Source organism: Flavobacterium anhuiense (genome assembly GCF_050990855.1).
Lineage (GTDB): Bacteria > Bacteroidota > Bacteroidia > Flavobacteriales > Flavobacteriaceae > Flavobacterium > Flavobacterium anhuiense_C.
Genome location: NZ_CP158861.1, coordinates 2,716,402 through 2,739,374, shown reverse-complemented (window position 1 = coordinate 2,739,374; position 22,973 = coordinate 2,716,402). Strand labels below are relative to the sequence as shown.

At 32.1% G+C, this 22,973-nt stretch carries 22 protein-coding genes; 16 read left to right on the top strand and 6 right to left on the bottom strand.

Annotation, left to right across the window (positions count from 1 at the left end; all coding sequences use genetic code 11):
• Positions 1-413: 413 nt before the first annotated feature.
• From ABTV69_RS12180 to ABTV69_RS12165, 4 genes are all read left to right on the top strand, one after another.
• Entirely contained in the window at positions 414-779 is a 366-nt protein-coding gene (locus ABTV69_RS12180; protein ID WP_433829102.1) for a T9SS type A sorting domain-containing protein, read from the top strand.
• Between the two features lie 729 nt (positions 780-1,508).
• Positions 1,509-1,913 carry a T9SS type A sorting domain-containing protein gene (locus ABTV69_RS12175; RefSeq protein WP_433829100.1) on the top strand — a complete coding sequence of 135 codons (405 nt, stop codon included), beginning with the start codon at positions 1,509-1,511 and terminating at the stop codon, positions 1,911-1,913.
• Positions 1,914-2,378: 465 nt separating this feature from the next.
• On the top strand, positions 2,379-2,780 hold the full coding sequence (locus tag ABTV69_RS12170) for a T9SS type A sorting domain-containing protein (protein WP_433829098.1): 402 nt from the start codon (positions 2,379-2,381) through the stop codon (positions 2,778-2,780).
• 538 nt (positions 2,781-3,318) lie between these two features.
• Positions 3,319-3,705, top strand: coding sequence for a secretion protein (locus ABTV69_RS12165; RefSeq protein WP_433829096.1), 387 nt, complete (start codon positions 3,319-3,321; stop codon positions 3,703-3,705).
• Positions 3,706-3,753: 48 nt separating this feature from the next.
• On the opposite strand, the gene ABTV69_RS12160 is transcribed toward ABTV69_RS12165, so the two are convergent.
• A complete protein-coding gene (locus ABTV69_RS12160; RefSeq protein WP_433829094.1) occupies positions 3,754-4,203 on the bottom strand; it encodes a hypothetical protein in 450 nt (149 codons plus the stop codon).
• A gap of 315 nt (positions 4,204-4,518) precedes the next feature.
• Between ABTV69_RS12160 and ABTV69_RS12155 the strand changes: the two genes are divergently transcribed.
• Positions 4,519-4,905, top strand: coding sequence for a flagellar motor protein MotB (locus tag ABTV69_RS12155; RefSeq protein ID WP_433829092.1), 387 nt, complete (start codon positions 4,519-4,521; stop codon positions 4,903-4,905).
• 69 nt (positions 4,906-4,974) lie between these two features.
• Here ABTV69_RS12155 and ABTV69_RS12150 read toward each other — a convergent pair whose 3' ends face one another.
• The 3 genes from ABTV69_RS12150 to ABTV69_RS12140 form a co-directional block, all read right to left on the bottom strand.
• Positions 4,975-5,418: a hypothetical protein gene (locus ABTV69_RS12150; protein WP_433829090.1), complete on the bottom strand. Its 444-nt coding sequence runs from the start codon at positions 5,416-5,418 to the stop codon at positions 4,975-4,977.
• Between the two features lie 186 nt (positions 5,419-5,604).
• Complete coding sequence (locus ABTV69_RS12145) at positions 5,605-6,405, bottom strand: hypothetical protein (protein WP_433829088.1); 801 nt, start codon at positions 6,403-6,405, stop codon at positions 5,605-5,607.
• Positions 6,406-7,106: 701 nt separating this feature from the next.
• Positions 7,107-10,547, bottom strand: coding sequence for a methylmalonyl-CoA mutase family protein (locus ABTV69_RS12140; protein WP_433829086.1), 3,441 nt, complete (start codon positions 10,545-10,547; stop codon positions 7,107-7,109).
• Positions 10,548-10,839: 292 nt separating this feature from the next.
• On the opposite strand from ABTV69_RS12140, the gene ABTV69_RS12135 reads away from it, so the two are divergent.
• The 6 genes from ABTV69_RS12135 (at position 10,840) to purU (ending at position 15,838) form a co-directional block, all read left to right on the top strand.
• Positions 10,840-12,405, top strand: coding sequence for a L,D-transpeptidase family protein (locus ABTV69_RS12135; protein WP_433829084.1), 1,566 nt, complete (start codon positions 10,840-10,842; stop codon positions 12,403-12,405).
• Between the two features lie 198 nt (positions 12,406-12,603).
• Positions 12,604-12,951: a hypothetical protein gene (locus ABTV69_RS12130; RefSeq protein WP_433829082.1), complete on the top strand. Its 348-nt coding sequence runs from the start codon at positions 12,604-12,606 to the stop codon at positions 12,949-12,951.
• 196 nt (positions 12,952-13,147) lie between these two features.
• Entirely contained in the window at positions 13,148-13,570 is a 423-nt protein-coding gene (locus ABTV69_RS12125) for a cytochrome c oxidase assembly factor Coa1 family protein (protein ID WP_433829080.1), read from the top strand.
• A 115-nt stretch (positions 13,571-13,685) separates the two neighbouring features.
• Positions 13,686-14,012 (top strand): hypothetical protein, encoded by a 327-nt coding sequence (locus ABTV69_RS12120; protein ID WP_433829078.1) that lies wholly within the window; start codon positions 13,686-13,688, stop codon positions 14,010-14,012.
• 147 nt (positions 14,013-14,159) lie between these two features.
• Positions 14,160-14,879 carry a DUF4197 domain-containing protein gene (locus tag ABTV69_RS12115; RefSeq protein ID WP_433829076.1) on the top strand — a complete coding sequence of 240 codons (720 nt, stop codon included), beginning with the start codon at positions 14,160-14,162 and terminating at the stop codon, positions 14,877-14,879.
• A 104-nt stretch (positions 14,880-14,983) separates the two neighbouring features.
• Positions 14,984-15,838, top strand: a complete 855-nt coding sequence (purU, locus tag ABTV69_RS12110) for a formyltetrahydrofolate deformylase (protein WP_433829074.1) — start codon at positions 14,984-14,986, stop codon at positions 15,836-15,838.
• Between the two features lie 1,054 nt (positions 15,839-16,892).
• Here the strand turns inward: purU and ABTV69_RS12105 are convergent.
• Both ABTV69_RS12105 and pyrF read right to left on the bottom strand, forming a co-directional pair.
• Positions 16,893-17,693 (bottom strand): ABC transporter substrate-binding protein, encoded by an 801-nt coding sequence (locus ABTV69_RS12105; protein WP_433829073.1) that lies wholly within the window; start codon positions 17,691-17,693, stop codon positions 16,893-16,895.
• Between the two features lie 153 nt (positions 17,694-17,846).
• Positions 17,847-18,674, bottom strand: a complete 828-nt coding sequence (gene pyrF / locus ABTV69_RS12100; protein ID WP_433829071.1) for an orotidine-5'-phosphate decarboxylase — start codon at positions 18,672-18,674, stop codon at positions 17,847-17,849.
• Positions 18,675-18,944: 270 nt separating this feature from the next.
• Between pyrF and ABTV69_RS12095 the strand changes: the two genes are divergently transcribed.
• The 5 genes from ABTV69_RS12095 (at position 18,945) to ABTV69_RS12075 (ending at position 22,690) form a co-directional block, all read left to right on the top strand.
• Positions 18,945-19,418: a Dps family protein gene (locus ABTV69_RS12095; protein WP_433829069.1), complete on the top strand. Its 474-nt coding sequence runs from the start codon at positions 18,945-18,947 to the stop codon at positions 19,416-19,418.
• Positions 19,419-19,529: 111 nt separating this feature from the next.
• Positions 19,530-19,715, top strand: a complete 186-nt coding sequence (locus ABTV69_RS12090; RefSeq protein WP_111365179.1) for a CsbD family protein — start codon at positions 19,530-19,532, stop codon at positions 19,713-19,715.
• A gap of 158 nt (positions 19,716-19,873) precedes the next feature.
• Positions 19,874-20,425 carry a helix-turn-helix domain-containing protein gene (locus ABTV69_RS12085; protein WP_433829067.1) on the top strand — a complete coding sequence of 184 codons (552 nt, stop codon included), beginning with the start codon at positions 19,874-19,876 and terminating at the stop codon, positions 20,423-20,425.
• A 21-nt stretch (positions 20,426-20,446) separates the two neighbouring features.
• Positions 20,447-20,896 (top strand): response regulator, encoded by a 450-nt coding sequence (locus tag ABTV69_RS12080; RefSeq protein WP_125719171.1) that lies wholly within the window; start codon positions 20,447-20,449, stop codon positions 20,894-20,896.
• A gap of 9 nt (positions 20,897-20,905) precedes the next feature.
• Positions 20,906-22,690 carry a CHASE3 domain-containing protein gene (locus ABTV69_RS12075; protein ID WP_433829065.1) on the top strand — a complete coding sequence of 595 codons (1,785 nt, stop codon included), beginning with the start codon at positions 20,906-20,908 and terminating at the stop codon, positions 22,688-22,690.
• Positions 22,691-22,973 lie beyond the last annotated feature (283 nt).

Below are 22,973 nucleotides of genomic sequence, written 5' to 3'. Positions count from 1 at the left end.
AACGCCTAAAATAATTTAAATTTTAACCTATAACGGTTTCGTAAATGCGAATTTTACATTAAAATAACGTTCTTAATACTGAAAATTTCACATCTAAATTGGCTTTTTTTTAGGGTCTTATTTTTTTTTCCGACTTTTTTTTTATTTATCCCATTTAAAACTGCATTTTATACCAATATGTTAAAAATTGTAAGAAAAACGGAAATTTTATGAAGTATTTAGTTTTTGAAAAACTTTGAAGAAAAACAATCAAATTAACAAAAACACAACATTAAAGTCAAATTTTAACATATAACGGTTTCGTAAATGAGAATATAGCATATAAATTGGAAAATATAGATGTTAAAATCCCACAACTGCTGCTCTAACTTTGCATCAGAGAAATGAACGAAAAAAATTTAATACTATAGAATATGAAAAAGATTATGAAATTAAGTTTAGTATGTGCGGTACTTCTAACAGGAATGAGTACTTATGCAATTGATGGTAATGAAGCGTTAAATCTTCATGTATTGAAAGGAAATGGCAAGGTAATTGCTTTTGGAATTAATCAATTACAAAAAGCAGTTATCAGTATATATGATACAAATGGAACTTTAATCTATACTGAGAACGCTTCTGGTAAAGAAGGGATCTTAAGAACTTTCAGTTTAGAAGAGTTTCCACAAGGAAAATATATTTTAGAAGTTGCTGATAGCTTCAAAAAAGTAAAATACGATATCACAGTAAATGCAACTAGTTCTACTTTGTCTTCAAAAGGAACTACTTCATTAAACTAAGAAAATAGTAACGCTAAGTGCAATTCTTCAAGGCACTTAAAACTTTATACTCTAATACAGTATAAAAAGTGAGGTTAGATAGTTAGTAAGTTAAAAACTTTCAAAAGTTTTAAAAACAGCTCTTTGTGGTTACTGAGCTGTTTTTTTTTGCTCTATACTTTTTTACCACTAAGATTTTTTTACCGCAAAGGCACTAAGATTACGCAAAGCTCACAAAGTATTTTTTTAAACTAAGATTATACACATAAACACAAAGTTCGCAAAGCTTTATCTTTATAAGCTTTGCGAACTTTTTTATTATATAGAATTTACTCAACAAAAACTCAGTGCTCTTTGCGTAAAACCTCTGCGATCTCTGCGGTCAAATAAACGACAAAAAAAAAACTTCCAAACCAAACGTTAGACGCACTGTAGTTCGTCTCCACAATTAAAACTCCAAAGAGAAACTTAGCATCTCAGAATCTTAGCACCTTAGCATCTTAAAAAAAAAAACATTCCTACATTTTTAAAGAAATCTTTACCGTAATGTAAATTAAAAATCACCAAAAACGTTGAAAAATAATAGGTGTTTTAGCAAAAACGATAAATATAATTCAAATTTTAACCTATAACGGTTTCGTAAATGAGAATACAGCATATAAATAGGAAAATATAGTTGTGCTTTTTTACTTACAACGGAAGTAATTTAGCATCAGAGAATTAGAACTATTAATTTAAAAACTAAATACCATGAAAAAGATTGTTAGATTGAGTTTAGTAGCAGCGTTGCTTTTCACAGGAATTAGCACATATGCAATTGATGGAACAGCAGATTTCAACCTGCATGTAATTAAAGCTAATGGCAAAATGATCACTTTTGGTCTTAACCAAACGCAAAAAGCCAACTTAGCGATTTATGATAAGGATGGATCTCTAATTTATTCTGAAAGTGCTTCAGGTAAAGACGGAATTTTAAGAACTTTTAGTTTAGAAGAATTTCCAGAAGGAACGTACTTTTTAGAAGTAGAAGACAATGTAAAAAAATCAAAATACGAAATAATAGTAAGTGATGATGTTTCTGTTTTATCTCAAAAAGCAGTTTCTTCCGTTTACAAACCAGGTTTTGATAAAAATACTAGCGTGGCAACACGCTAAAAAAGTTATGCTTTCATAAAGTATAAGTGAGGTTAGATAGTTAGTAAGTTTAAAAACTTTCAAAAGTTTTAAAAACAGCTCTTTGTGGTTACTGAGCTGTTTTTTTTTGCTTTATTTTTTTGGATTATACCACAAAGATTCACTAAGTTTTTTCACAAAGATTCGCAAAGTTCATTTTTAAGCTTTGCGAATCTTTGTGTTTTATTTCTTTGTGAATCTTTGCGAAACTCCTGTTTTTTTTGTAAATAAATCCTTAACCCACTGTAAAGTTAAAATCAATTAAAATATTGAAAAATAATAACTGAATTAACAAAAACAATAAATATAATTCACGTTTTAACCTATAACGGTTTCGTAAATGAGAATATAGCATAGAAATCAGAAAATACAGTTGCACTTTTCATCGTACTATATAAGTAATTTAGCATCAGAGAATTAGAACTAATAATTTAAAAACTAAGTACCATGAAAAAGATTGCAAAATTGAGTTTAGTAGCAGCGTTGCTTTTCACAGGAATAAGCACTTACGCAATTGATGGAAATGGAGAATTTAATCTTCATGTATTAAAAGCTAATGGAAAACTGATCACTTTCGCTCTTAACAAAGTACAGAAAGCCAATTTAGCTATTTATGACAATGACGGGACTTTAATTTATTCTGAGAGCGCCTCTGGAAAAGATGGAATTTTAAGAACTTTCAGTTTAGAAGAATTTCCGGAAGGAACATATTTCTTAGAAGTAGAAGACAATGTAAAAAAAGCAAAATATGAAATTACAATAACTGATAATGCAGTTTTATCTAAAAATGCAATTTCTTATGCTTACAAAGCAGGTTTTGCCAAAAATTCAAGTGTTGCTGCCCGCTAAGGATTTAGCCGTACAGAAAAGGTTTAAATCAAGGTTAGAAAATTTTAAAATTACTTTTTGAGAAACAACTCTTTGGTTATAGAGCTGTTTTTTTTGCTCTACACTTTGCTTTTTACCGCAAAGACACAAAGATTACGCAAAGTTCGCAAAGTTTAATTTTAAGCTTTTCGAACTTTTTTTTATTCTAAAAAACTTAGCGTGCTTTGCATAAATCTTTGCGTACTTTGCGGTTAAATTTGAATAGCTTTTTTTTCCAGAGCTGCTTTTTTGTTTAAGGTTTGAAGCAAAATCATAAAACAAATAAATTTTCTGAAAATTATTCTTATTAATTCCAACTCTTTGATTTTTAAGTCTTAAAAAACATTCATTAAAACAAATCCAAAAACACAGTAATTACGTACATAGTTCAAACAAAATACAGAAATAATTACAATTCAACAACTTAAGCATTTAAAAATGCTGATTTATTGCTAAAAATTAAATTTGTATTTGTAGTTTTACGCGTTCCACATTTAGTAATAAACAATTTAAAAAAAACATGACAAAATTTACCAAAGCTGGTTTAGTTGCTGCCTTTTTTTTAGCGACTGTGTTTACCTACGCCCTAGACGGAAAAGGTGATTACATTTTAAATATCAAAACAGGAAACGGAAAAGTAGTTAGCTTTACTTTAGACACTGTAGAAAATGCATCTTTCTCTATCTACGACGAGAATCACAATTTACTTTATGCGGGAGAATCTGCAGCAGACAAATTAGAAGTTTCAAAAACAATTAGTTTAGAAAGTTTTCCTGCTGGAACTTATGTTCTTGAAGTGAAAGCGAACGACAAAGTTGCGAAACACGAAATTAAAGTTGCTGCTAAAAAAGTAAAGACAGTAAAGTTAGACCAAACTGTTAATCAGAGTCCTTCTTTCCGTCGTTAATTTTTTGCCCCCAAAGAATTAAAAGCATCCGTCGCGGCGGATGCTTTTTTATATATTCTGCTTTCTAAAACCAGAACCAATTCTAACCAATTTCCAAAAAAGATTTGTATCTGACGTCAGGATTATATTTTGAGATTCATTAAAAAAAGAAGAATGCATATAAGCATAAATATAATCCAGCAAATCAATCAATTTAAAACTTTGTCTGTATTCTGGTCTCACCTCATCGTTGTTGGCAAAACAAACATTTCCAGATTCTTGCTCTTCAAGAAATAACAAACCTAAATGACCTGAAAACTTGTTTATAATATCCTTATTTAAAACATTATTTTCTAAATTTTCTTTGCTCCGTAAAGCATCAAGAGAAAAAGTCCGTACCGCCCTAATGTTCTTTATTTTTTGAATACAAAACTCCAAATCAGCGTAGTTGGCTTGAAGGATTATGCTTTTCCCTTCCTGTAAAGCTTCAATTTTATTAAAATATTCTGATATATTCATCTTTATATTCTTTCCTATATATAAAGTTATTACATTAAATCCGATCCTAAATCTCTTTCTCCAAAAGGATATTCAAACATTTAAAACCAATTGATTTTCAGACAGTAACGAAATGATAAAAATCAAAAAAACGGACCTTAAAATCACACATATTGTTGATTTTCATATCTTTGTAATATAAAAACTGCATTAAGCCTATAATAAAAACAATATTTTGAAGTTTATAATTGCTTAATGCGATTTTTTTTGCATTTAAAAAGATTTTAAAAAAACAATTAAGAATACGATTAAATACCACAACCTAAACTAAAACCTATGCAGAAAAAATTAGCACTTTTAGTACCGTTAATCGTATTTTCTATTCGCGCAGCTGCGCAAAATGAAACCTATTATAGAACTGACAAAGTCGGCGAAAAGTACGTCTATGTCGATGTCATAAAGACTTACGAAAAGGTTGCTGCAAAGGGCTATAAATCTGTAGACTTGTTTCAAAAACTAGGAAATTCTTCTTATTCTAATTGCGAACTAGAAAAAGCAGCCGAATGGTATAGTGAACTTTTCTCTTTAACCACAGATTTAGATCCTGTATATTATTACCGCTACGCAGAATCGTTACGTTCTATTTCTCAAAATGCAAAAGCTGATGCTCTTATCGACAAACTAAAACGTAAACCAAAAACAACAATAAAAAAGAAGGTTTAATAAAACTTAAATTGATATAAAAAAAACTCCCATTTCTGAGAGTTTTTTTATCAGATCCTGTCTTTTCCATTAATCTGAGATTTTATAATCGGTAAATTTATAAGTATTGTCCTTTTTCCCCATTAATTCAATCGATTGAAAATTAATTCCTTCTTCTGTAACTTGATAGTCATAAACATCGATTACACCATCATAATTATGTAATTCATAATACTTTCCGTTTTCAACCCACCATTTTCCATTTTCAGTTGTTTGATCGACTTTTCCGCTTGGGTAAATTACAACGAATAACAAAGCACTTGTTCCGTCTTCAAAACGGCAAGAAACCCAATACTTACTCACTCCATCTTGTTGTTGCCCTATTTCAGAGCCTTTCCAGCATCCAAAAAGTTTTGAATCGTATGTTTTGTTTTCCGTTTTATTAATTGCTTTCACATCCTCCTTAATCTTGGTCTGGCTAAAACTCAAGCTTGTAATAAATAGCAATCCTAGAATAAAAATGCTTTTTTTCATTTAAAATTAATTTTTGAAGTTAGTATATAAGTTTTTGGTTTTAAAACTGATTAGCATTTCTAATAAAGCTTTTCATTTCTATTTTTCTGATTGCTAATATATACAAACAAATTTCTTTTAAATTGAGGAATGCCGTAAAATGATATTTTTTTGTTCTTACAATGGTCTTTCACTTCTATTTTAGGGCTAATGCCTTATAATTATTGTTCCCGTATTATTATATTGAAATGTCCAAGTCAAACTTCTGGAAGAAAGATTTCCTAAATACATATCAAAACGTTCTTCTGTATATTTTCTAAAATTATTCTTTGAAAGGGAACGATAAAAGTACTCTTCCAATAAATTTAATCTTTTAAAGGGATTTAAAGAAGTATCATAATCCTCAAAAGTTCTAACGGTTTTTATCCCTTCATATACTCCATTATGAAGTTCCTCAGACTCCGTTTTTATCAGATTGTTGTTCCTATCATAATAAAACTTTTCACTATAAGTTAGTACATATTTTGATGATGTTCTATATGGAAAAACAGTTACTATTTCAATCAATTTATCACCAGAGTATTTGTAAAATAGTTTTTCTGAAAATTGAGAATCTCTTAGATTTGGTTTTTCCTTCTCTTCAATACGATTTACACCATTTACAACATAAAATATCTTTGGCTGCGCAATTGGATCTTCTGAAAAATCTTGAACAGTAACTTTATTATCAACATAGGTTAGTGTCGTATACATTTGATCATTAAAATAAGCATTATAAAGAAAATCGGCAGGGAATAATCCATAACCGCCATTTTTTTTGATAAGCCTCCCGTTATTATCATATTCAAATTTGAAATTTATTTCCCACTCGCTAAGGATACTTCTTTTAGGATACGTAACATCAATATTAATTGTTGTGGTTAGTGGACTATTATCTACTTCTTGATCTTCACTATCGCAAGAGGCAAATGAAAAAACAATGATTAAAATAGCTAGTAACTGTTTCATTTTTAGTTTTTGGTTTCGGTTATTTTGTAGTAAATATAATAACGTTTGTTCATTTGCAAAAAAATTAAAGTCTTTGAATAATTTAATAAAAGACTTAAACCATCTTAAAGAATTAAACGCTTTGATTTTTTTTGAGATATGTTGGTATAATTTTTATTTGCGAAGATGAAAAGTTTAATATCAAAAAATCACGCAATCCCGATAGTTATCGAGAGCTAAGTTGTAAAGTTTTTTTTTATAATCTTATCATTTTAACGTAAGGAAACGCGAGCGATAGATAGCGAACAAGCGAAGCAAATCTTCGCGAGAAACTCTACAAAGATTGGCGACATTATATACGGAGGATGGATTAAAATCCATCCCTACAATATGATTCGTTCCTACGGAACTTTTATAGTACTCATTGAGAAATAACCACAATATTGTCATTTCGACCGAAGGGAGAAATCACACTCGGAAATCGACAATCTATATTGCCAATCTTTGTAGAATTACTAGTGTGATTTCTCCCTTCGGTCGAAATGACAAATTGGAGAGGATAAACTTTGTGTTCACGAGCGAGACCCTCTCGCTAGCTTGGGGAAAACAAGTATGAAGACTAAATTCATCGATAGAATACTGTAAAATGATAAAATTTACAAAACAAAAAAACCTCTCAAAAAATCTTGAGAGGTTCTTCTATAAATCTATAAGTACAAAAATTACATATTCCTTCTATACTGCCCACCAACCTCAAACAACGCCGAAGTAATCTGTCCTAACGAACAAACCTTTGTAGCTTCCATTAAATAATCGAATAAGTTTTCGTTTTTAATGGCGGCTTCTTGTAACTGGCTTAAATGCTCGTTTACTTTTGCTTCGTGGAAATTATGCAGGTTATCCAGCATCGTAATCTGATATTGTTTTTCTTCTTCTGTGGCACGAATTACCTCAGCTGGAATTACCGTTGGCGAACCTTTTGAACTCAAGAATGTATTTACACCCACAATTGGAAAATCTCCGTTGTGTTTTAAGGTTTCGTAATACAAACTTTCTTCTTGAATTTTAGAACGCTGGTACATCGTTTCCATTGCACCTAGAACTCCTCCCCTTTCTGTAATTCTGTCGAATTCTTGTAAAACAGCTTCTTCGACTAAATCGGTTAATTCTTCGATGATGAATGAACCTTGAATTGGGTTTTCGTTTTTCGCTAAACCTAATTCTTTATTGATAATCAGCTGAATCGCCATCGCGCGACGTACCGATTCTTCTGTTGGTGTTGTAATTGCTTCGTCGTAAGCATTGGTGTGCAATGAATTACAGTTGTCGTAAATCGCATACAAAGCTTGCAAAGTTGTTCTGATATCATTGAAATCAATTTCTTGTGCGTGTAACGAACGTCCAGAAGTCTGAATATGGTATTTCAACATTTGGGCTCTTTCGTTGGCTCCGTATTTCAGTTTCATCGCTTTTGCCCAAATCTTACGCGCCACACGACCAATAACCGAATATTCTGGATCTACTCCATTCGAGAAGAAGAACGATAAATTTGGTCCAAAATCATTGATGTTCATGCCTCGGCTCAAATAATATTCCACGTAAGTGAAACCATTTGAAAGCGTAAATGCCAATTGTGTAATTGGGTTCGCTCCCGCCTCGGCAATATGATATCCTGAAATCGAAACCGAATAGAAATTACGAACGTTTTTAGTAATAAAATATTCCTGAACGTCTCCCATTAATCGCAGTGCAAATTCAGTTGAGAAAATACAGGTATTCTGTGCCTGATCTTCTTTTAAAATATCAGCCTGAACCGTTCCACGAACTTGAGCTAACGTTTTTACTTTTATTTCGTTATAAATATCCAAAGGTAGAACCTGATCTCCCGTAACGCCCAAAAGCATTAATCCCAAACCATTGTTTCCTGCTGGAAGTTCGCCCTGGTATTTCGGTCTTTCGATTCCTTTTTCTTTATATAATTTGACTATTTTAGCCTCAACTTCTTTTTCTAAACCATTTTCTTTAATGTAAATCTCACATTGCTGATCGATTGCGGCATTCATAAAGAAACCTAAAAGCATTGGTGCAGGTCCGTTGATGGTCATACTCACTGAAGTCAAAGCATGAACCAAATCGAAACCTGAATATAGTTTTTTAGCATCGTCTAAACAGCAGATTGAAACTCCTGCATTTCCAATTTTTCCGTAAATATCCGGACGCAAATCTGGATCGTTTCCGTACAAAGTTACACTGTCAAAAGCTGTAGAAAGACGTTTTGCAGGCATTCCCGCACTTACATAGTGAAAACGTTTGTTGGTTCTTTCTGGTCCGCCCTCGCCCGCAAACATTCTCGACGGATCTTCGCCTTCACGTTTAAACGGATACAATCCAGAAGCGAAAGGAAATTCTCCAGGAACATTTTCCTGTAAATTCCAACGCAAAATATCGCCCCAACCTTCATATTTAGGCAAAGCAATTTTTGGGATTTGCAAATGCGATAAACTTTCAGAATGTGTCGCGATTTTAATTTCTTTATCACGAACCTTAAAGCTGTAAACTGGATTTTTGTATTTCGCTACTTTATCTGCCCAATTCAGGATAATTTCCCAATTGTACGGATCTAAATCCATTTTTACTTTATCAAATTGATTTAGTAAAAGGTTTAGGAAGATTCTGTTTTCGTCGTGTTCTGCAATTCCGCTTGGCAAAACGGTTGAATCGTCGATTCCTGCTTTTGTAATTTGAGGAATTTTTCCAGAAACAGATTCTATCGCTTTAAAGATTCCGTATAATTTCTGAGCTACTTTTTGCTGTGCAATTGCAGTCTCATCATAATTTCTATTATTCTCAGCAATTTCAGACAAATAACGTGTTCTTCCTGGCGGAATAACGAATATTTTCTCGCTCATTTCTTTAGTGATTTGGAAAGTCGATTTCAAGTCTGAATTCGTCTTTTCAGCAACTTTATCCATGATCGCTTTATAAAGCGTGTTCATCCCCGGATCATTGAATTGAGAAGCAATAGTTCCGAAAACTGGCATTTCATCAGGATTTTTATCCCAAAGATTATGATTGCGTTGGTATTGTTTTTTTACATCGCGTAAAGCATCAAGCGCGCCACGTTTATCAAATTTGTTTAAAGCCACCAAATCGGCAAAATCAAGCATGTCGATTTTCTCCAATTGCGTTGCCGCTCCAAATTCTGGCGTCATTACATATAAGGATACATCGGAATGATCCATAATTTCGGTATCAGACTGTCCGATTCCTGAAGTTTCCAAAATAATCAAATCGTATTTTGCTGCTTTTAAAACCTGAATTGCTTCGGCTACATATTTAGATAAAGCCAAATTCGACTGACGTGTCGCCAGCGAGCGCATATAAACTCTCGGGTTATTAATCGCATTCATACGGATTCTGTCTCCTAAAAGCGCTCCACCTGTTTTTCTTTTCGAAGGATCGACAGAAACCAATCCGATTGTTTTTTCTGGAAAATCAATTAAGAAACGGCGAACCAATTCGTCCACCAAAGAAGATTTTCCTGCTCCACCCGTTCCTGTAATTCCTAAAACTGGAATTTTAGAAGTAGCGTTGCTATCGTGAATTTTATCAAAAACAGGTTTTGCAATTTCAGGAAAATTCTCTGCAGCCGAAATCAAGCGTGCAATTGCTGTTGGAACTTTATTTTCGATATGATCGATTTCTCCGTTCAATTGATCTCCGATCGGAAAATCCGCACGTTCAACCAAATCATTAATCATTCCCTGAAGTCCTAAAGAACGGCCGTCGTCTGGAGAATAAATTCTAGTAATACCATACTCATGCAATTCTTCGATTTCACTTGGCAAAATCACTCCGCCTCCTCCACCAAAGATCTTAATGTGTCCTGCTCCTTTTTCGCGAAGCAAATCATACATATATTTAAAGTATTCGTTGTGTCCGCCTTGATAAGAGGTCATGGCAATTGCATTAGCATCTTCTTGAATGGCGGTATTTACCACTTCTTCAACACTACGATCATGGCCTAAGTGAATCACCTCAACGCCCGTAGACTGTATTATACGACGCATGATATTAATGGCAGCGTCATGTCCGTCAAAAAGCGAAGCAGCAGTAACAATTCTTACTTTATTTTTAGGAATATATGGTATTTGTTGTTCCATTTTATGAATATGATAATTTTATGCGACCAATGTACAAAATATTTTAATATTTGATCAACGCAATAGCTTTATGTTAACAAAAATAAATCGATTTCGTAAATCGAATGGGTAACAATTTACGTAATTAATTGATATAGTTAAAGAAAGCTTAATGACATGGCAATTTCGCAACATTTAAATAAAATATGAAAACGTGTTTTGAGCACTCCTAAATTAATTTAGCATTGTAGAAAAGCCCCAAATTTTTACCAGCAACTTACCACAGAAAAGTAGTAACGTAAAAATTAAAAAAATGAGAACATTTTATTCATTCACCGTAATTTTAGGTTTGAGTTTTTTTGTATTTTCTTTTAACAAAATTGAAAACAAGAATCATACATATAAAGCTTCAAATCATGTAACTGTTTACAACAACCAAAATGATGTAGACAAAATTTCAAACGACTTCTTTAAAAGATATTCGGATTTGAAAAAATACAAATCTGATGTGATGTCGTTGTATAAAACAAGAACACTTGGAACGATTTGGTTTGATGAAGACGAAATCAGCGAATTTGGATCTGTTTTGTACGAAAAAGCAAAAAAAACAAATGATTTGGTAATTCCTTATCAAAAAGAAATTGATCAATTGTTTAGTTCTTCATCAGACAAAAGCACGTTGTCTCAAACGGATGCAGATATGCTTTTAAGTTCTTTATATGTCTTATACACTAAAAAAAGTAACGCAGACAAGAAAAGAATTGCATATGATGCCATGCTGAAAGATTTCTTAAACTATAGTACTATCGAAGAGACTGCTACTGTTGATGCTGATGCAAAAGTGGAATATGACCAATATTATAAATTGCAAGATGTTCTAAAAAAATATAAAAGATTAGAAAAATCAAGCAAATGGAAACCAATCGTTCCAGCAGAAACTCCGTATAAAGATTTACGCCCAGATGCGGTTTCAAACACGATTGCGCAAGTAAGAACTCGTTTATATTTATTAGGAGATTTAAAAACCGATTCTAAAAGTGATGTTTACGATCGTGAATTGATGGATGCCGTAATGAAATATAAAGTTCGTAATGGTTTTAAACCTAATTATATTTTGGCAGAAGAACATATTAATGAAATGAATGTTCCGCTAGAAGATAAAGTTGCGAGTTTAAAACTTAACATGGAAAGATGCCGCGAAATTTCGGCTTCAATTGCTGCCAGCGATGAGTATGTTTTGGTAAATGTTCCTTCTTACGAATTGATTTATGTGAAGGACGGAAAAGTTCAATTGACGTCACCTGTATTCGTTGGAGCACCTTTAACTAAAACAACCATTTTTAATGGAGAAATTGACAGAATCGTTTTTAGTCCGTATTGGACAGTACCGCAAAGTATTGTGCAAAACGAGTTAAGATCTAAAATCGCTTCAGATCCAAATTATCTTGCGGAGAAAAACATGGAAATGATTAACGGCCAAGTAAGACAAAAACCAGGACCAGACAACTCTTTAGGATTGGTAAAATTCATGTTTCCAAATAAAGAGGATATATATATGCACGATACGCCATCTAAAACTTTATTCGATTTTGAAAAAAGAACTTTCAGCCACGGATGTATTAATGTGAAAATGGCAAAAGAATTAGCTGTTGCTATGTTGAAAGATTATCCAGAATGGACTCAAGCAAAAATTGATAAAGCTATGGCGGGTAAAGTAGAAAACAGTTTTAAACTGTCTAAAAAAGTACCGATTTACATTACTTATTTTACCACATTGGTAAATGATAAAGGGGAAGTTGGTTTCTTTCAAGATGTTTATGAAAAAGATACTGCTCCAAATGGAGAATCGCTTCCAGAAAATGCAATTGTAAATCAATAATTTACGCCAATATTTTTAGAGAGAATTTGTCATCTTTTTGATAGATTCTCTCTTTTTATTTCGTGAATCAGAAGAAAAAGGCATACCCTAAAGTGTCATCATTAAACTTTTTAAAGGCTAAAAAACCTTTCAAATTTTCTTTATTTTACACTTTTACTTAGTTCTTTCTTTTTATAAATGTTTAAAATCTAAACTATTATGAAAACAAATAATATAGAAGGCCTTACGCCATTTGAAATAAACGTTTTAATTCAGCAGGGAGGCAAATTTATAATGTTCCCTTTTATTATTTCTAAAATGGTAAAAAAGATTAAAGAATCGAATATCTATTTTATACGCCCAAACGAAGGCACCTTTAAATATGCCTGGAAACACTTTTTTTTGAATTTGTCGCTGAGCTGGCGTAATTTTCCGTACACGCCAATTGATGTACTAAAATCATTGTTTTATCTTGTAAAAGGAGGTAAAGATTATACCGAAACTATATTAAAAGATTTAAATACTAATAATTCAATATACAAGCCTCAATCCAACTTATTATATTAATACCTATTCCCAAATGCTTTCTTGAAATCATCTTATACAACTTGTGAGATGATTTTTTTTTTTGTTCCAACTACTGGAAAAATAAAGGAAATTTAAAAATCTAAAAATCAGTAGATTTACCTAAAAAAATAACGTAATACATAAGAAATTTATCCTTATTTTAGCTTTGTTATTATCACCTAAAAAACTAAAATTTATGGAAGATTCAAACGAGTTAGTACAAAAACAAAGCTGGTTGAGCAGAAACTGGAAATGGTTTGTTCCTAGCGGATGCTTAACTCTTTTAGTAATAGTTGGTTTATTTATTGGTGGAATTTTTTATGAAGTTACTTCGATAATAAAAGATTCCGAAGCTTATAAGGAATCAATGGTAGCGATCCAAAATAATAAAACGGTTACTGAAAAACTCGGGTCTCCTATAGAAACAGATGGAATAGTTTCTGGAACTGTCACTTCGACCAATGATGTACGAACTTGCGATGTACAAGTTCCCTTAAAAGGCCCTAAAGGCAAAGGAACTTTGTTTGTTGTAGGCGAAAAAAGAGGAACATGGAAATACAGTGAAATGTCTGTTTATATTGAAAGTACAAAAGAGAAAATCGATCTTTTGAAGAAATAATTTTATGTCAAAATATTTTTCCATTATTTTTTTAATCTGCTTTATTTCTTGCAATAAAATAGAAACTCAAAAGACTTTAAATCAAAATGATCTGAATTATATAAAAAGCTTGAAATTGCTAGATAAAAACGAAATTATCTACAAATTTTATAGTGAAAACACCAACGAAACCGCTGGTAATTTTTTTACGAATAAACGAGTTGCTACGTATTGGATTGACAAAAGAGACTCTAAAAATAATCAGCTTAAATATGCATTTTATAAAGACATCATTAAAATTGAAACCAGAAAACGAGCTGGAGCAACTTATTGTCCTTACGCATTGATAACTAAAAAAGATAATACCAAATTTGAAGTTTTCGTTGATGGCAGCGAACAGGATATAAAATCCTTTTTTGAAGATTTACTTTTTGAATGGAAAAAGAACGCAAAAAGCATTTAAAATATATCTCAGTCCCATAATTTTCTCTCGTTCTTAAACAATTGTAATTTCTGTTAGTTATCAAACAAAATCTTTCTTCTCTCTTAATAAAATTGTGGCGTTGTTTTTGAATAAGTAGTATTTTTGAAACTTAAATAAAACCCCATAATGAAAAAGATTTTACTATTAGCCGTTACATTTTCACTTACCTCTTGCGCACAGGTTCAACAGACTTTAAATCAATTACCACAAATATCTTCTCAAATTCCAGGAGTTGGCGGCGTTGATATTGCGGCAGGTTTAAAAGAAGCGTTAAACAAAGGAATTACACAGCAAGTGAGCAAATTAACCGCTGTAGATGGCTTTTATAAAAATGAAGCTGTAAAAATTTTAATGCCAGAAGAATTACAAAAAGTAGATGCGACGCTTCGTAAAGTGGGCTTAAGCTCTCTTGCAGACGAAGGAATCAAAATGTTGAATCGTGCTGCAGAAGATGCTGTAAAAGAAGCAACCCCAATTTTTGTTTCTGCTGTAAAAAATATGACGTTCACCGATGCTAAAAATATTCTTTTAGGAAGCGATAACGCGGCAACAAATTATTTGCAAAGCAGCACCACAACTGCCTTATATGCCAAATTTAATCCAGTAATCAAAAGCTCTTTTGAAAAAGTGGGCGCAGACGCAGTCTGGACAAAAATTATAACTAAATACAACACCATTCCTTTAGTAAAAAAGATAAATCCAGATTTGACTGATTATACAACAAATCAAGCTTTGTCTGGTGTTTTTAAAATGATTGCTGTTGAAGAAAAAGAAATCAGAAATGACATTTCTGCAAGAACTACTCCTTTATTAAAAAGTGTTTTTGCAATGCAAGACGGAAAATAATTTTTTACGAGGTACAGAGTTACAAAGTGACAGAGATACAAAGCAGTCCTCGTCACTTTTATACTTTGTCACTTTGTTACTAACCAAAAACAAAAAAGACCAAAATGCAAAAAATTACCATACTCATTCACTGTAAAGACCAAAAAGGGATTATAGCTGCTGTGACTACTTTTATTGCTAAGGTAGAAGGAAACATTACATACATTGACCAGCATGTTGATGTAGAGCAAAATGTATTTTTTATGCGTTTAGAATGTGAATTTGCAAACCAAAGCAATAGCATTGACAGTATTAAAGAACAATTCAGTAAGACCATTGCTGCCGATTTTAATATGTCTTGGGATTTGTACAATCAGGAACAAAAACCTAAAATGGCTTTATTTGTTTCTAAATACGACCATTGCTTATTTGATATTTTAGGGCGTTACAGTGCTGACGAATTAGGTGTTGAAATCCCGATGATTATTAGTAATCACAATGATTTGCGTTCGATTGCAGAACGTTTTGACATTCCGTTTCACTATGTACCTTTTACAAAAGACAACAAAGAGGAAGGAGAAGCAAGACAAATTGAACTTTTAAAAAGATACCAAATCAATTTTATCGTTTTGGCGCGTTACATGCAGATTGTTACTCCAAAAGTGATTTCGCTTTACGAAAATAAAATTATCAATATTCATCATTCGTTCTTACCGGCTTTTCCAGGTGCAAAACCGTATCATTCGGCTTTTAAACGCGGTGTGAAAATTATTGGCGCAACAAGCCATTATGTTACAGAAGAACTAGATGAAGGTCCGATTATCGAACAAGATATTGCGAGAGTTTCTCACATTCATTCTGTAGAAGATTTCATCATGAAAGGACGTGATCTGGAGCGCATCGTTCTAGCAAGAGCAATTAAATTACATGCAGAAAGAAAAACTATGGTATATAGCAATAAAACGGTGGTTTTTTCTTAAAGTTTTTAAAGCTTTCTATCCTTGAAACTAAATACAAACCCGACAGGTAAAAACCTATCGGGTTTCTTATTTTAAAGAACTTTTAAAATATACAATATAGAAACCAAAAAGTAATTTTAAAACAGCATTTCTATTAGAAATCTTAATTTCTCACTTAAACACAACGCAATGAATTCTAATGCTTTAGCAAACAAATAAGGCTATCTTTAAGATTTTTACAACCAAAACAGATTGTTATTGCATTTTGTCAATCAAAGCGTATGTAATGCTGTAAAAAGCTCAAAATCAGGACTGGAAAAATCTTAACGTATGACCAACAAAGTAATAACAAAACCTTAACAGCATAAGATTGATATATGTCGGACATTTGTAATGTAATAAACTGGTTATTTATTATTTTGGTTTTGGTTAGTTAAATGATGCCGGCTTCTTCGAGATGCCGGCATTCTTTTTTATGATTTTTTCGTTTCAGGTTTCAAGTTTTAATTGTTTCAAGTTGGCGTAGCTTTGAGCATAATTTTAACCGCAAAGTTCGCAAGTTTTATATTTATTAGATTCACATAAAACGCAAAGTTCGCAAAGCTTTATAAAAAAACTTTGCGAACTTTGCGTATATCTTTGCAGCCTTTGCGGTTAAACACCACTTAGTAACTTGAAACCTGAAACTTGAAACTTTTAAAACTATAACATTAACTTATATCCAACAAAGTAATAACAAGATCTTAACAGCTTAAGATGAATATATTTAGGACATTTGTAATGTAATAAACTGGTTATTTATTATTTTGGTTTTGGTTAGTTAAATAATGCCGGCGTCTTCGAGATTCCGGCATTCTTTTTTATATCTATTTTAGTTTCAAGTTACTTTACTTTGAACATAATTTAACCGCAAAGTTCGCAAGTTTTTTTATATTCAAGACTTACATAAGACGCAAAGTTCGCAAAGCTATATCAATATAAACTTTGCGAACTTTGCGTAAATCTTTGCGCTCCTTGCGGTTAAATCAACGCACCGTGAAGCAATCTGAAACTTGAAACTTGAAACAAAAGAAAACTAACTTTTCAACCTTTCATGAAGTAACTTAAAATAAGAGAAAGCCTTTAACAACCTGCTGCCGTGCCATGAAAACATTTCACCGTCTACGAAAATGGTTTTGGCGTGATGCGTAAATCTTCCGATTTCAAAAGCATCTTCTTCTTTGAAAGGATATGGTTCTGATGAAAGAAAAACCAGATCTGGATCGCCTTCTAAACGCATTTTTTTCAACTCAATTTCTGGATAACGTCCTTTTTCTTCGTAGATGTTTTTAAAATGATTCAATTTTAGCAATTCGTTTATATAAGTATCTTTCCCTGCGACCATATAAGGATTTTTCCATATAAAATATGCCGCTTTCTTTTCTTTTATATCCTGAATATAATTTTTAAAATCGCTTAAAGCGAAAGCCAATTTGTTGTTCCATTTTTGCGCTTCCGTTCTACAATTGAATAATTGCCCAAAATCTGAAATCATTTGAAAATTGTCTTCAATAGAAACGATATTTGTAACCCAAACAGGACAAATTGCGCTTAATTGTGTTACAATCTCTTGAGTATTTTCTTCTTTATTGCAAATAATAATATCAGGTTCAAGAAGTTTTATTTTTTCGAAATGAATCTTTTTCGTTCCGCCAACACTCTTTTTAGTCGATTTAAAATGAAATGGATGAACACAGAACTTTGTTATTCCGACAATCTTATCTTCCAAACCTAAATCATATAACAATTCAGTTTGCGAAGGCACAAGCGAAATAATACGTTTTGGAGTATTTTCAAAGGAGTGAGTTGTTCCTAGTTGATCTGTTAGTTGTTTCATTTGTTTCAAGTTTCAAGTTTTAGAATGTGAGCTTAACCGCAAAGTTCGCAAAGGTTTGCGCTATGAACGCAAAGTTATTTTCCCTTTGCGGACCTTGCGAAAAACCATTGCGAACTTTGCGGTAAAATTATGTTCAAAGTAAAACTTGAAACTTTAAACCTGAAACTTTGAACTAATAATAGCCTCCATTTCCTGTTGCACCTTCAAAGCTTCTTCTCTTGCTTTTTCTGCGAAATCAGTTCCTTTTGAAGCGTAAATAATCGCTCTTGCAGAATTTACCAATAAACCAACTGTATCGTTCATTCCGTATTTGCATACTTCAGACAAACTTCCGCCTTGGGCACCAATACCTGGAACCAACAAGAAACTGTCTGGAACAATTTTTCTGATTTCTGTAAAATATTCGGCTTTAGTTGCACCTACAACGTACATTAAGTTTTCAATGTTTTTCCATGTTTTAGAAGTTTCTAGAACTTGTTTGTACAATTCTTTTCCACCTGCATCTAAAGTCTGAAAATCGAAAGCACCTTCATTCGATGTTAAAGCTAACATGATGGTGTGTTTATTTTCGAATGCCAGAAAAGGCTCCACAGAATCTTTTCCCATATAAGGAGCAACGGTTACACTATCAAAATTTAAATCTTCAAAAAAAGCTTTGGCATACATACTAGAAGTATTTCCGATATCTCCTCGTTTTGCATCTGCAATCGTAAAAATCTCAGGATAATTTTCGTTGATATAATTGATTGTTTTCTGCAAAGACATCCATCCTTTTATTCCGTATGCTTCAAAAAACGCCGTATTTGGCTTGTATCCAACTGTCAAATCATGTGTAGCATCAATTATTGCTTTATTAAATTCGAAAATAGGATCTTCTGTTTCTAATAAATGTTGCGGAATTTTAGTTAAATCAGGATCTAACCCAACGCATAAAAATGATTTTTTTTGAAGAATTTGTTCGTGTAGTTGCTGTGTTGTCATATTGTATTTTGCTTGTGCGGCAAAATTACAAATTATAATTGATAATGAGATAATGGAGATAATGTGACAATTAGATAATTAGTCAATTAGAAAATGTGACAATTAAATAATTAATAATCGATGCGTTAAACTATTTTTTACATTATCTAATTGACACATTATCTCATTATCTAATTGACATTGAATTCATACAACATCTTCTAAAAATTCTGTAACAGGAAAAAGGCACTGGAAAGTAACTTTGAAATAAACCCTTAAAAAAAGACAATTATGAGCCCTAATATTGGAATCACACCAAAGAATTTAAAAAAAAGCGCTTCTATCTTAGCTACGATTTTATCGAACGAGATGACCTTATATGTAAAAACTCGAAAATTTCACTGGAATATTTCCGGAAACAGTTTTATGGAACTGCATAAATTGTTTGAAGAGCAATATCGCGTTCTTGAAGCCAAAATTGATGAAGTTGCAGAACGCATTAACCAACTGGGAGAAAAAACAATTGGAACTATGAAAGAGTTCATCGATAATTCTACTTTAAAAGAATCTCCAAAAGAATATGCCTCTCAGAAAAGCATGTTGTCTGAACTTTTAGAGAATCATGAACAATTAATCACTGAATTTAGAGACTATATTCCTGTTTTTGAGAACGAAACCAATGATGCAGGTTCTGCAGACTTTGTAACAGGATTACTGCAAGAACACGAAAAAATGGCGTGGATTCTGAGAAGATATCAGGAATAAAAGATTTAAAAAATGAAAATTATGCAACAGTCAGAAAAATAAATGTAACAAAAGCCCGACTGATTTTTTGCAATTTTACAATATTAATAAAAGCCGAAAAAAAGAGATATTATGAATACTACTGAAATAAAAGGAAACTGGAACGAGTTGAAAGGAAAATTGAAGCAAAAATATGCTGAATTAACAGATGACGATTTGATGTTTGCTGAAGGAAAAGAAGACGAAATGTACGGAAAACTTCAGCAAAAACTGGGAAAAACAAAAGAGGAATTTCATCAAATCCTGTCAGAATTGTAAATCCTTGCAACTCAATCAGGGAAATACCGTCTAGTAAAAAATATTAGACGGTATTTTTTTGAAAATTTTATTTTAAAATCACATTTTCGTGTAATTCTATATCATTTAAAAGCAAAAACACCAAATAAAATAAGTATCTTTAACCAAATTTCTATAAAATGAAACTATTTATAAAGTTCGACATTAACACTATATGCTCTCTTTATTTAAAACAAAACCTGGAACAAAATAATATTAATTTTACAACTCTAGGATTTGGTGAAATTGAGATTGAAGACAATCTTGATGCCGAAGCATTGGAGAATTTAAAAACTAAATTGTCTCCATGCGGTTTTGAAGTGGTTGAAAATCAAAAAAGTGTTTTGGTGCAAAAAATTAAAGATGCCATTATCGAACTTGTATTTATGGATGATAGTAATAATTACAAAAGTTCTGTATTTTTGGCAGAAAAGCTAAATCACAGTTACGGTTATCTATCTAATGTTTTCTCAGAAGTAACCTATTCTTCTATTGAAAATTTTATTATTTTACAGAAAATTGAAAGAGCAAAACAGCTGATTATTATCAACGAAATGAGTTTGACCGAAATTGCTTTTTTACTAAATTATTCAAGTGTTGCCCATTTGAGTACGCAGTTTAAAAACACAACCGGAATCACGCCGTCTGCTTTTCAGCGAATTATTAAGAAACGAAGAGAAAATTTAAAATAAAAACCCAAATACCAAATTAAAATGCAAAAAAACGCATTACACATTTTATTGGCCGATGATGATGAAGATGACCGTCTTTTCTTTAAAGATGCCTTTGAAGAAATAAAAATACAGACAAATGTAAATTTTGTTCATGACGGAATGCAGTTAATGGATCATTTGATGAACCCAGACAATAAACTTCCAGATATTTTGTTTCTAGATTTGAACATGCCTAAAAAAACAGGTAAAGAATGTTTGATTGAAATCAAAAAAACGGACCACTTAAAAGATATAATTATTGCCATTTATTCCACTTCTTCTTCTGAAGAAGACATTGAAGATACCTTTATCCAAGGCGCTAATATTTACATCAAAAAGCCAAGCGATTTCAATACTTTGAAAAAAATAATTAATGAAGTCGTGACTGTAAACTGGCACTATCATACCTCTGGGTTAAACCGTGATAATTTCTTGCTGCGACTAAAATAGAGCAAACCAATGAAATGGATACCAAATTTTAATTCTTCAAACTCTTTGAGAGTTATTTTTGTAATCGCAGTTTTCATTCTGTTATTTCTTTCTTCAATTGCTTACAAACATAATCAGGACTTGAATGAATCGAGCAAACTGGTTATGCACACATACGAAATCAACATCCAGCTCGAACGATTAATGTCAGCTATTAAAGATGCAGAAACGGGCCAGCGAGGATATATTATCACTCGCAATGCCCGTTTTTTAACTCCTTATATTTATTCTCGCGATAAGGTTAACACTTCTTTTATTACCTTAAAAAAACTAACAGCCGATAATAAACCGCAACAGGAAAATCTTCAGAAACTTTTTAAACTCATCACGCAACGTTTTGTTTCTTTTGAAAATTGCTTAAAATATAGCGATCCCAAAACATACGACAAAAGAAAATTAGACAACCATATGTTTGGCGGCAGAATCTTAATGGAGAACATCCGTTTTAAGGTTGATGAAATGAACGATATCGAAAAGACATATCTCAAAAAGAGACTTAAAATCTACGATGCCGAAATCTCATTAAGTCCACTTTTTTCTATTTCGTTATTTTTGGTTGCTTTGAGTTTTATCTTACTATCGTACAGACAAATAAGTCGAGATTTCGAACGTTTGAAAGTGTTCAATAAAAAGCTTTTAATCTCCAGCGGCTTAATTTCTGAATCGGAAAATATCGGGAAATTTAGCACTTGGCAATGGGACTTAGATTCGGATAAAATAGATTTTTCAGACAATCAATTTCGTCTTTTAGGTCTTGAGCCAAAATCTTTTGCTCCCAACAAAGCAACACTTATAAAATATGTTCATCCAGATGACAAAGAAGCTGTTGCCAAGGCCATCGATGGAATTATTTATAAAAAAGACCTTCCGTTTGTGTACTATAAAATTGTACGTCCTGATTTTGAAGTCCGCTATTTTAAAACAACAGGAAAATTAGTAACCGACCAGCAAGGCAGCAAAATCTTGCTCGGAATTAATTTTGACATTACCGACGAACATCTGCTTAATATCGAATTGCAGGAACGAAATAAAGAATTGGAAAAAAGCAATAAAGAGCTGGCTTCTTTTAACCACGTGGCAAGTCACGATTTGCAAGAACCACTTAGAAAAATACAGACTTTTATTTCTAGAGTTTCTGACGCCGATAAAGAGGTTATGTCTGAAAGCGGTAAAAATTACATCACTAAAATTGAAAGTTCAGCAAAAAGGATGCGTGTTTTAATTGACGACCTTCTGCTGTTTTCAAGAACAAATACAACCAAAAAAGAATTTATTAAAGTAAACCTGAGTGAACTTTTAGGCAATGCAGAATCTGAATTGGCTGAAATGATCGAAGAAAAGAAAGCAGTCATTAAGACCTCTAAACTTCCGAAACTGTCTGTCATTCCGTATCAGATCGAACAACTGTTTATTAATTTAATTGGAAATTCTTTAAAATACAGTCAGCCGGATCTGGAACCTGAAATTTCTATTACGAGCGAAAAAGTAAATGCGAGCGAGTATCCACAAATTTTGGAACAGTCGGTAAAGAAATTTCATAAAATTACTTTTACTGATAACGGAATGGGTTTCGACCCGCAGTTTAAAGAAACCATTTTTATTCTTTTCCAACGACTGCATTCCAAAACAGATTATCCTGGAACCGGAATCGGATTGGCAATTTGCAAGAAGATTGTTGAAAACCACAAAGGCTACATCACAGCCGACAGCACCTTAGGCAAAGGCTCCGTTTTTACCGTTTTTCTACCCGATTAAAATTTCATTTTACTTTGAAAATTTAAAAAATCGTAAAGGAGATTGTTCCTTCCTTTTTTTGTAAGAAAAAAAATCACGACATTATAACAAGAATAGAAAAAGAAATTATAGAAAAAACTATAATTTCTTTTTTTTTTGCGCTACGCCAAAACCTCACAAACCATTGATTTTAAAAAGATAAACCTTATAAATTCTATCGTTATGGGAATTATATAACGATTCATTTTTATGCTGTAAAGGAAAATCTTTCATTCGTTAGCATCTTTGTAATGTAATACTTCAA

Coding starts and splice junctions, on each gene's coding strand:
- ABTV69_RS12130 (WP_433829082.1), top strand. CDS start 12,604: ATGAAAACAAATAATATAGAAGGCCTTACGCCATTTGAAATAAACGTT.
- purU (WP_433829074.1), top strand. CDS start 14,984: ATGCAAAAAATTACCATACTCATTCACTGTAAAGACCAAAAAGGGATT.
- ABTV69_RS12080 (WP_125719171.1), top strand. CDS start 20,447: ATGCAAAAAAACGCATTACACATTTTATTGGCCGATGATGATGAAGAT.
- ABTV69_RS12180 (WP_433829102.1), top strand. CDS start 414: ATGAAAAAGATTATGAAATTAAGTTTAGTATGTGCGGTACTTCTAACA.
- ABTV69_RS12150 (WP_433829090.1), bottom strand. CDS start 5,418: ATGAAAAAAAGCATTTTTATTCTAGGATTGCTATTTATTACAAGCTTG.
- ABTV69_RS12125 (WP_433829080.1), top strand. CDS start 13,148: ATGGAAGATTCAAACGAGTTAGTACAAAAACAAAGCTGGTTGAGCAGA.
- ABTV69_RS12165 (WP_433829096.1), top strand. CDS start 3,319: ATGACAAAATTTACCAAAGCTGGTTTAGTTGCTGCCTTTTTTTTAGCG.
- ABTV69_RS12090 (WP_111365179.1), top strand. CDS start 19,530: ATGAATACTACTGAAATAAAAGGAAACTGGAACGAGTTGAAAGGAAAA.
- ABTV69_RS12170 (WP_433829098.1), top strand. CDS start 2,379: ATGAAAAAGATTGCAAAATTGAGTTTAGTAGCAGCGTTGCTTTTCACA.
- ABTV69_RS12175 (WP_433829100.1), top strand. CDS start 1,509: ATGAAAAAGATTGTTAGATTGAGTTTAGTAGCAGCGTTGCTTTTCACA.
- ABTV69_RS12105 (WP_433829073.1), bottom strand. CDS start 17,693: ATGAAACAACTAACAGATCAACTAGGAACAACTCACTCCTTTGAAAAT.
- ABTV69_RS12155 (WP_433829092.1), top strand. CDS start 4,519: ATGCAGAAAAAATTAGCACTTTTAGTACCGTTAATCGTATTTTCTATT.
- ABTV69_RS12075 (WP_433829065.1), top strand. CDS start 20,906: ATGAAATGGATACCAAATTTTAATTCTTCAAACTCTTTGAGAGTTATT.
- ABTV69_RS12085 (WP_433829067.1), top strand. CDS start 19,874: ATGAAACTATTTATAAAGTTCGACATTAACACTATATGCTCTCTTTAT.
- ABTV69_RS12095 (WP_433829069.1), top strand. CDS start 18,945: ATGAGCCCTAATATTGGAATCACACCAAAGAATTTAAAAAAAAGCGCT.
- ABTV69_RS12160 (WP_433829094.1), bottom strand. CDS start 4,203: ATGAATATATCAGAATATTTTAATAAAATTGAAGCTTTACAGGAAGGG.
- ABTV69_RS12145 (WP_433829088.1), bottom strand. CDS start 6,405: ATGAAACAGTTACTAGCTATTTTAATCATTGTTTTTTCATTTGCCTCT.
- pyrF (WP_433829071.1), bottom strand. CDS start 18,674: ATGACAACACAGCAACTACACGAACAAATTCTTCAAAAAAAATCATTT.
- ABTV69_RS12140 (WP_433829086.1), bottom strand. CDS start 10,547: ATGGAACAACAAATACCATATATTCCTAAAAATAAAGTAAGAATTGTT.
- ABTV69_RS12135 (WP_433829084.1), top strand. CDS start 10,840: ATGAGAACATTTTATTCATTCACCGTAATTTTAGGTTTGAGTTTTTTT.
- ABTV69_RS12115 (WP_433829076.1), top strand. CDS start 14,160: ATGAAAAAGATTTTACTATTAGCCGTTACATTTTCACTTACCTCTTGC.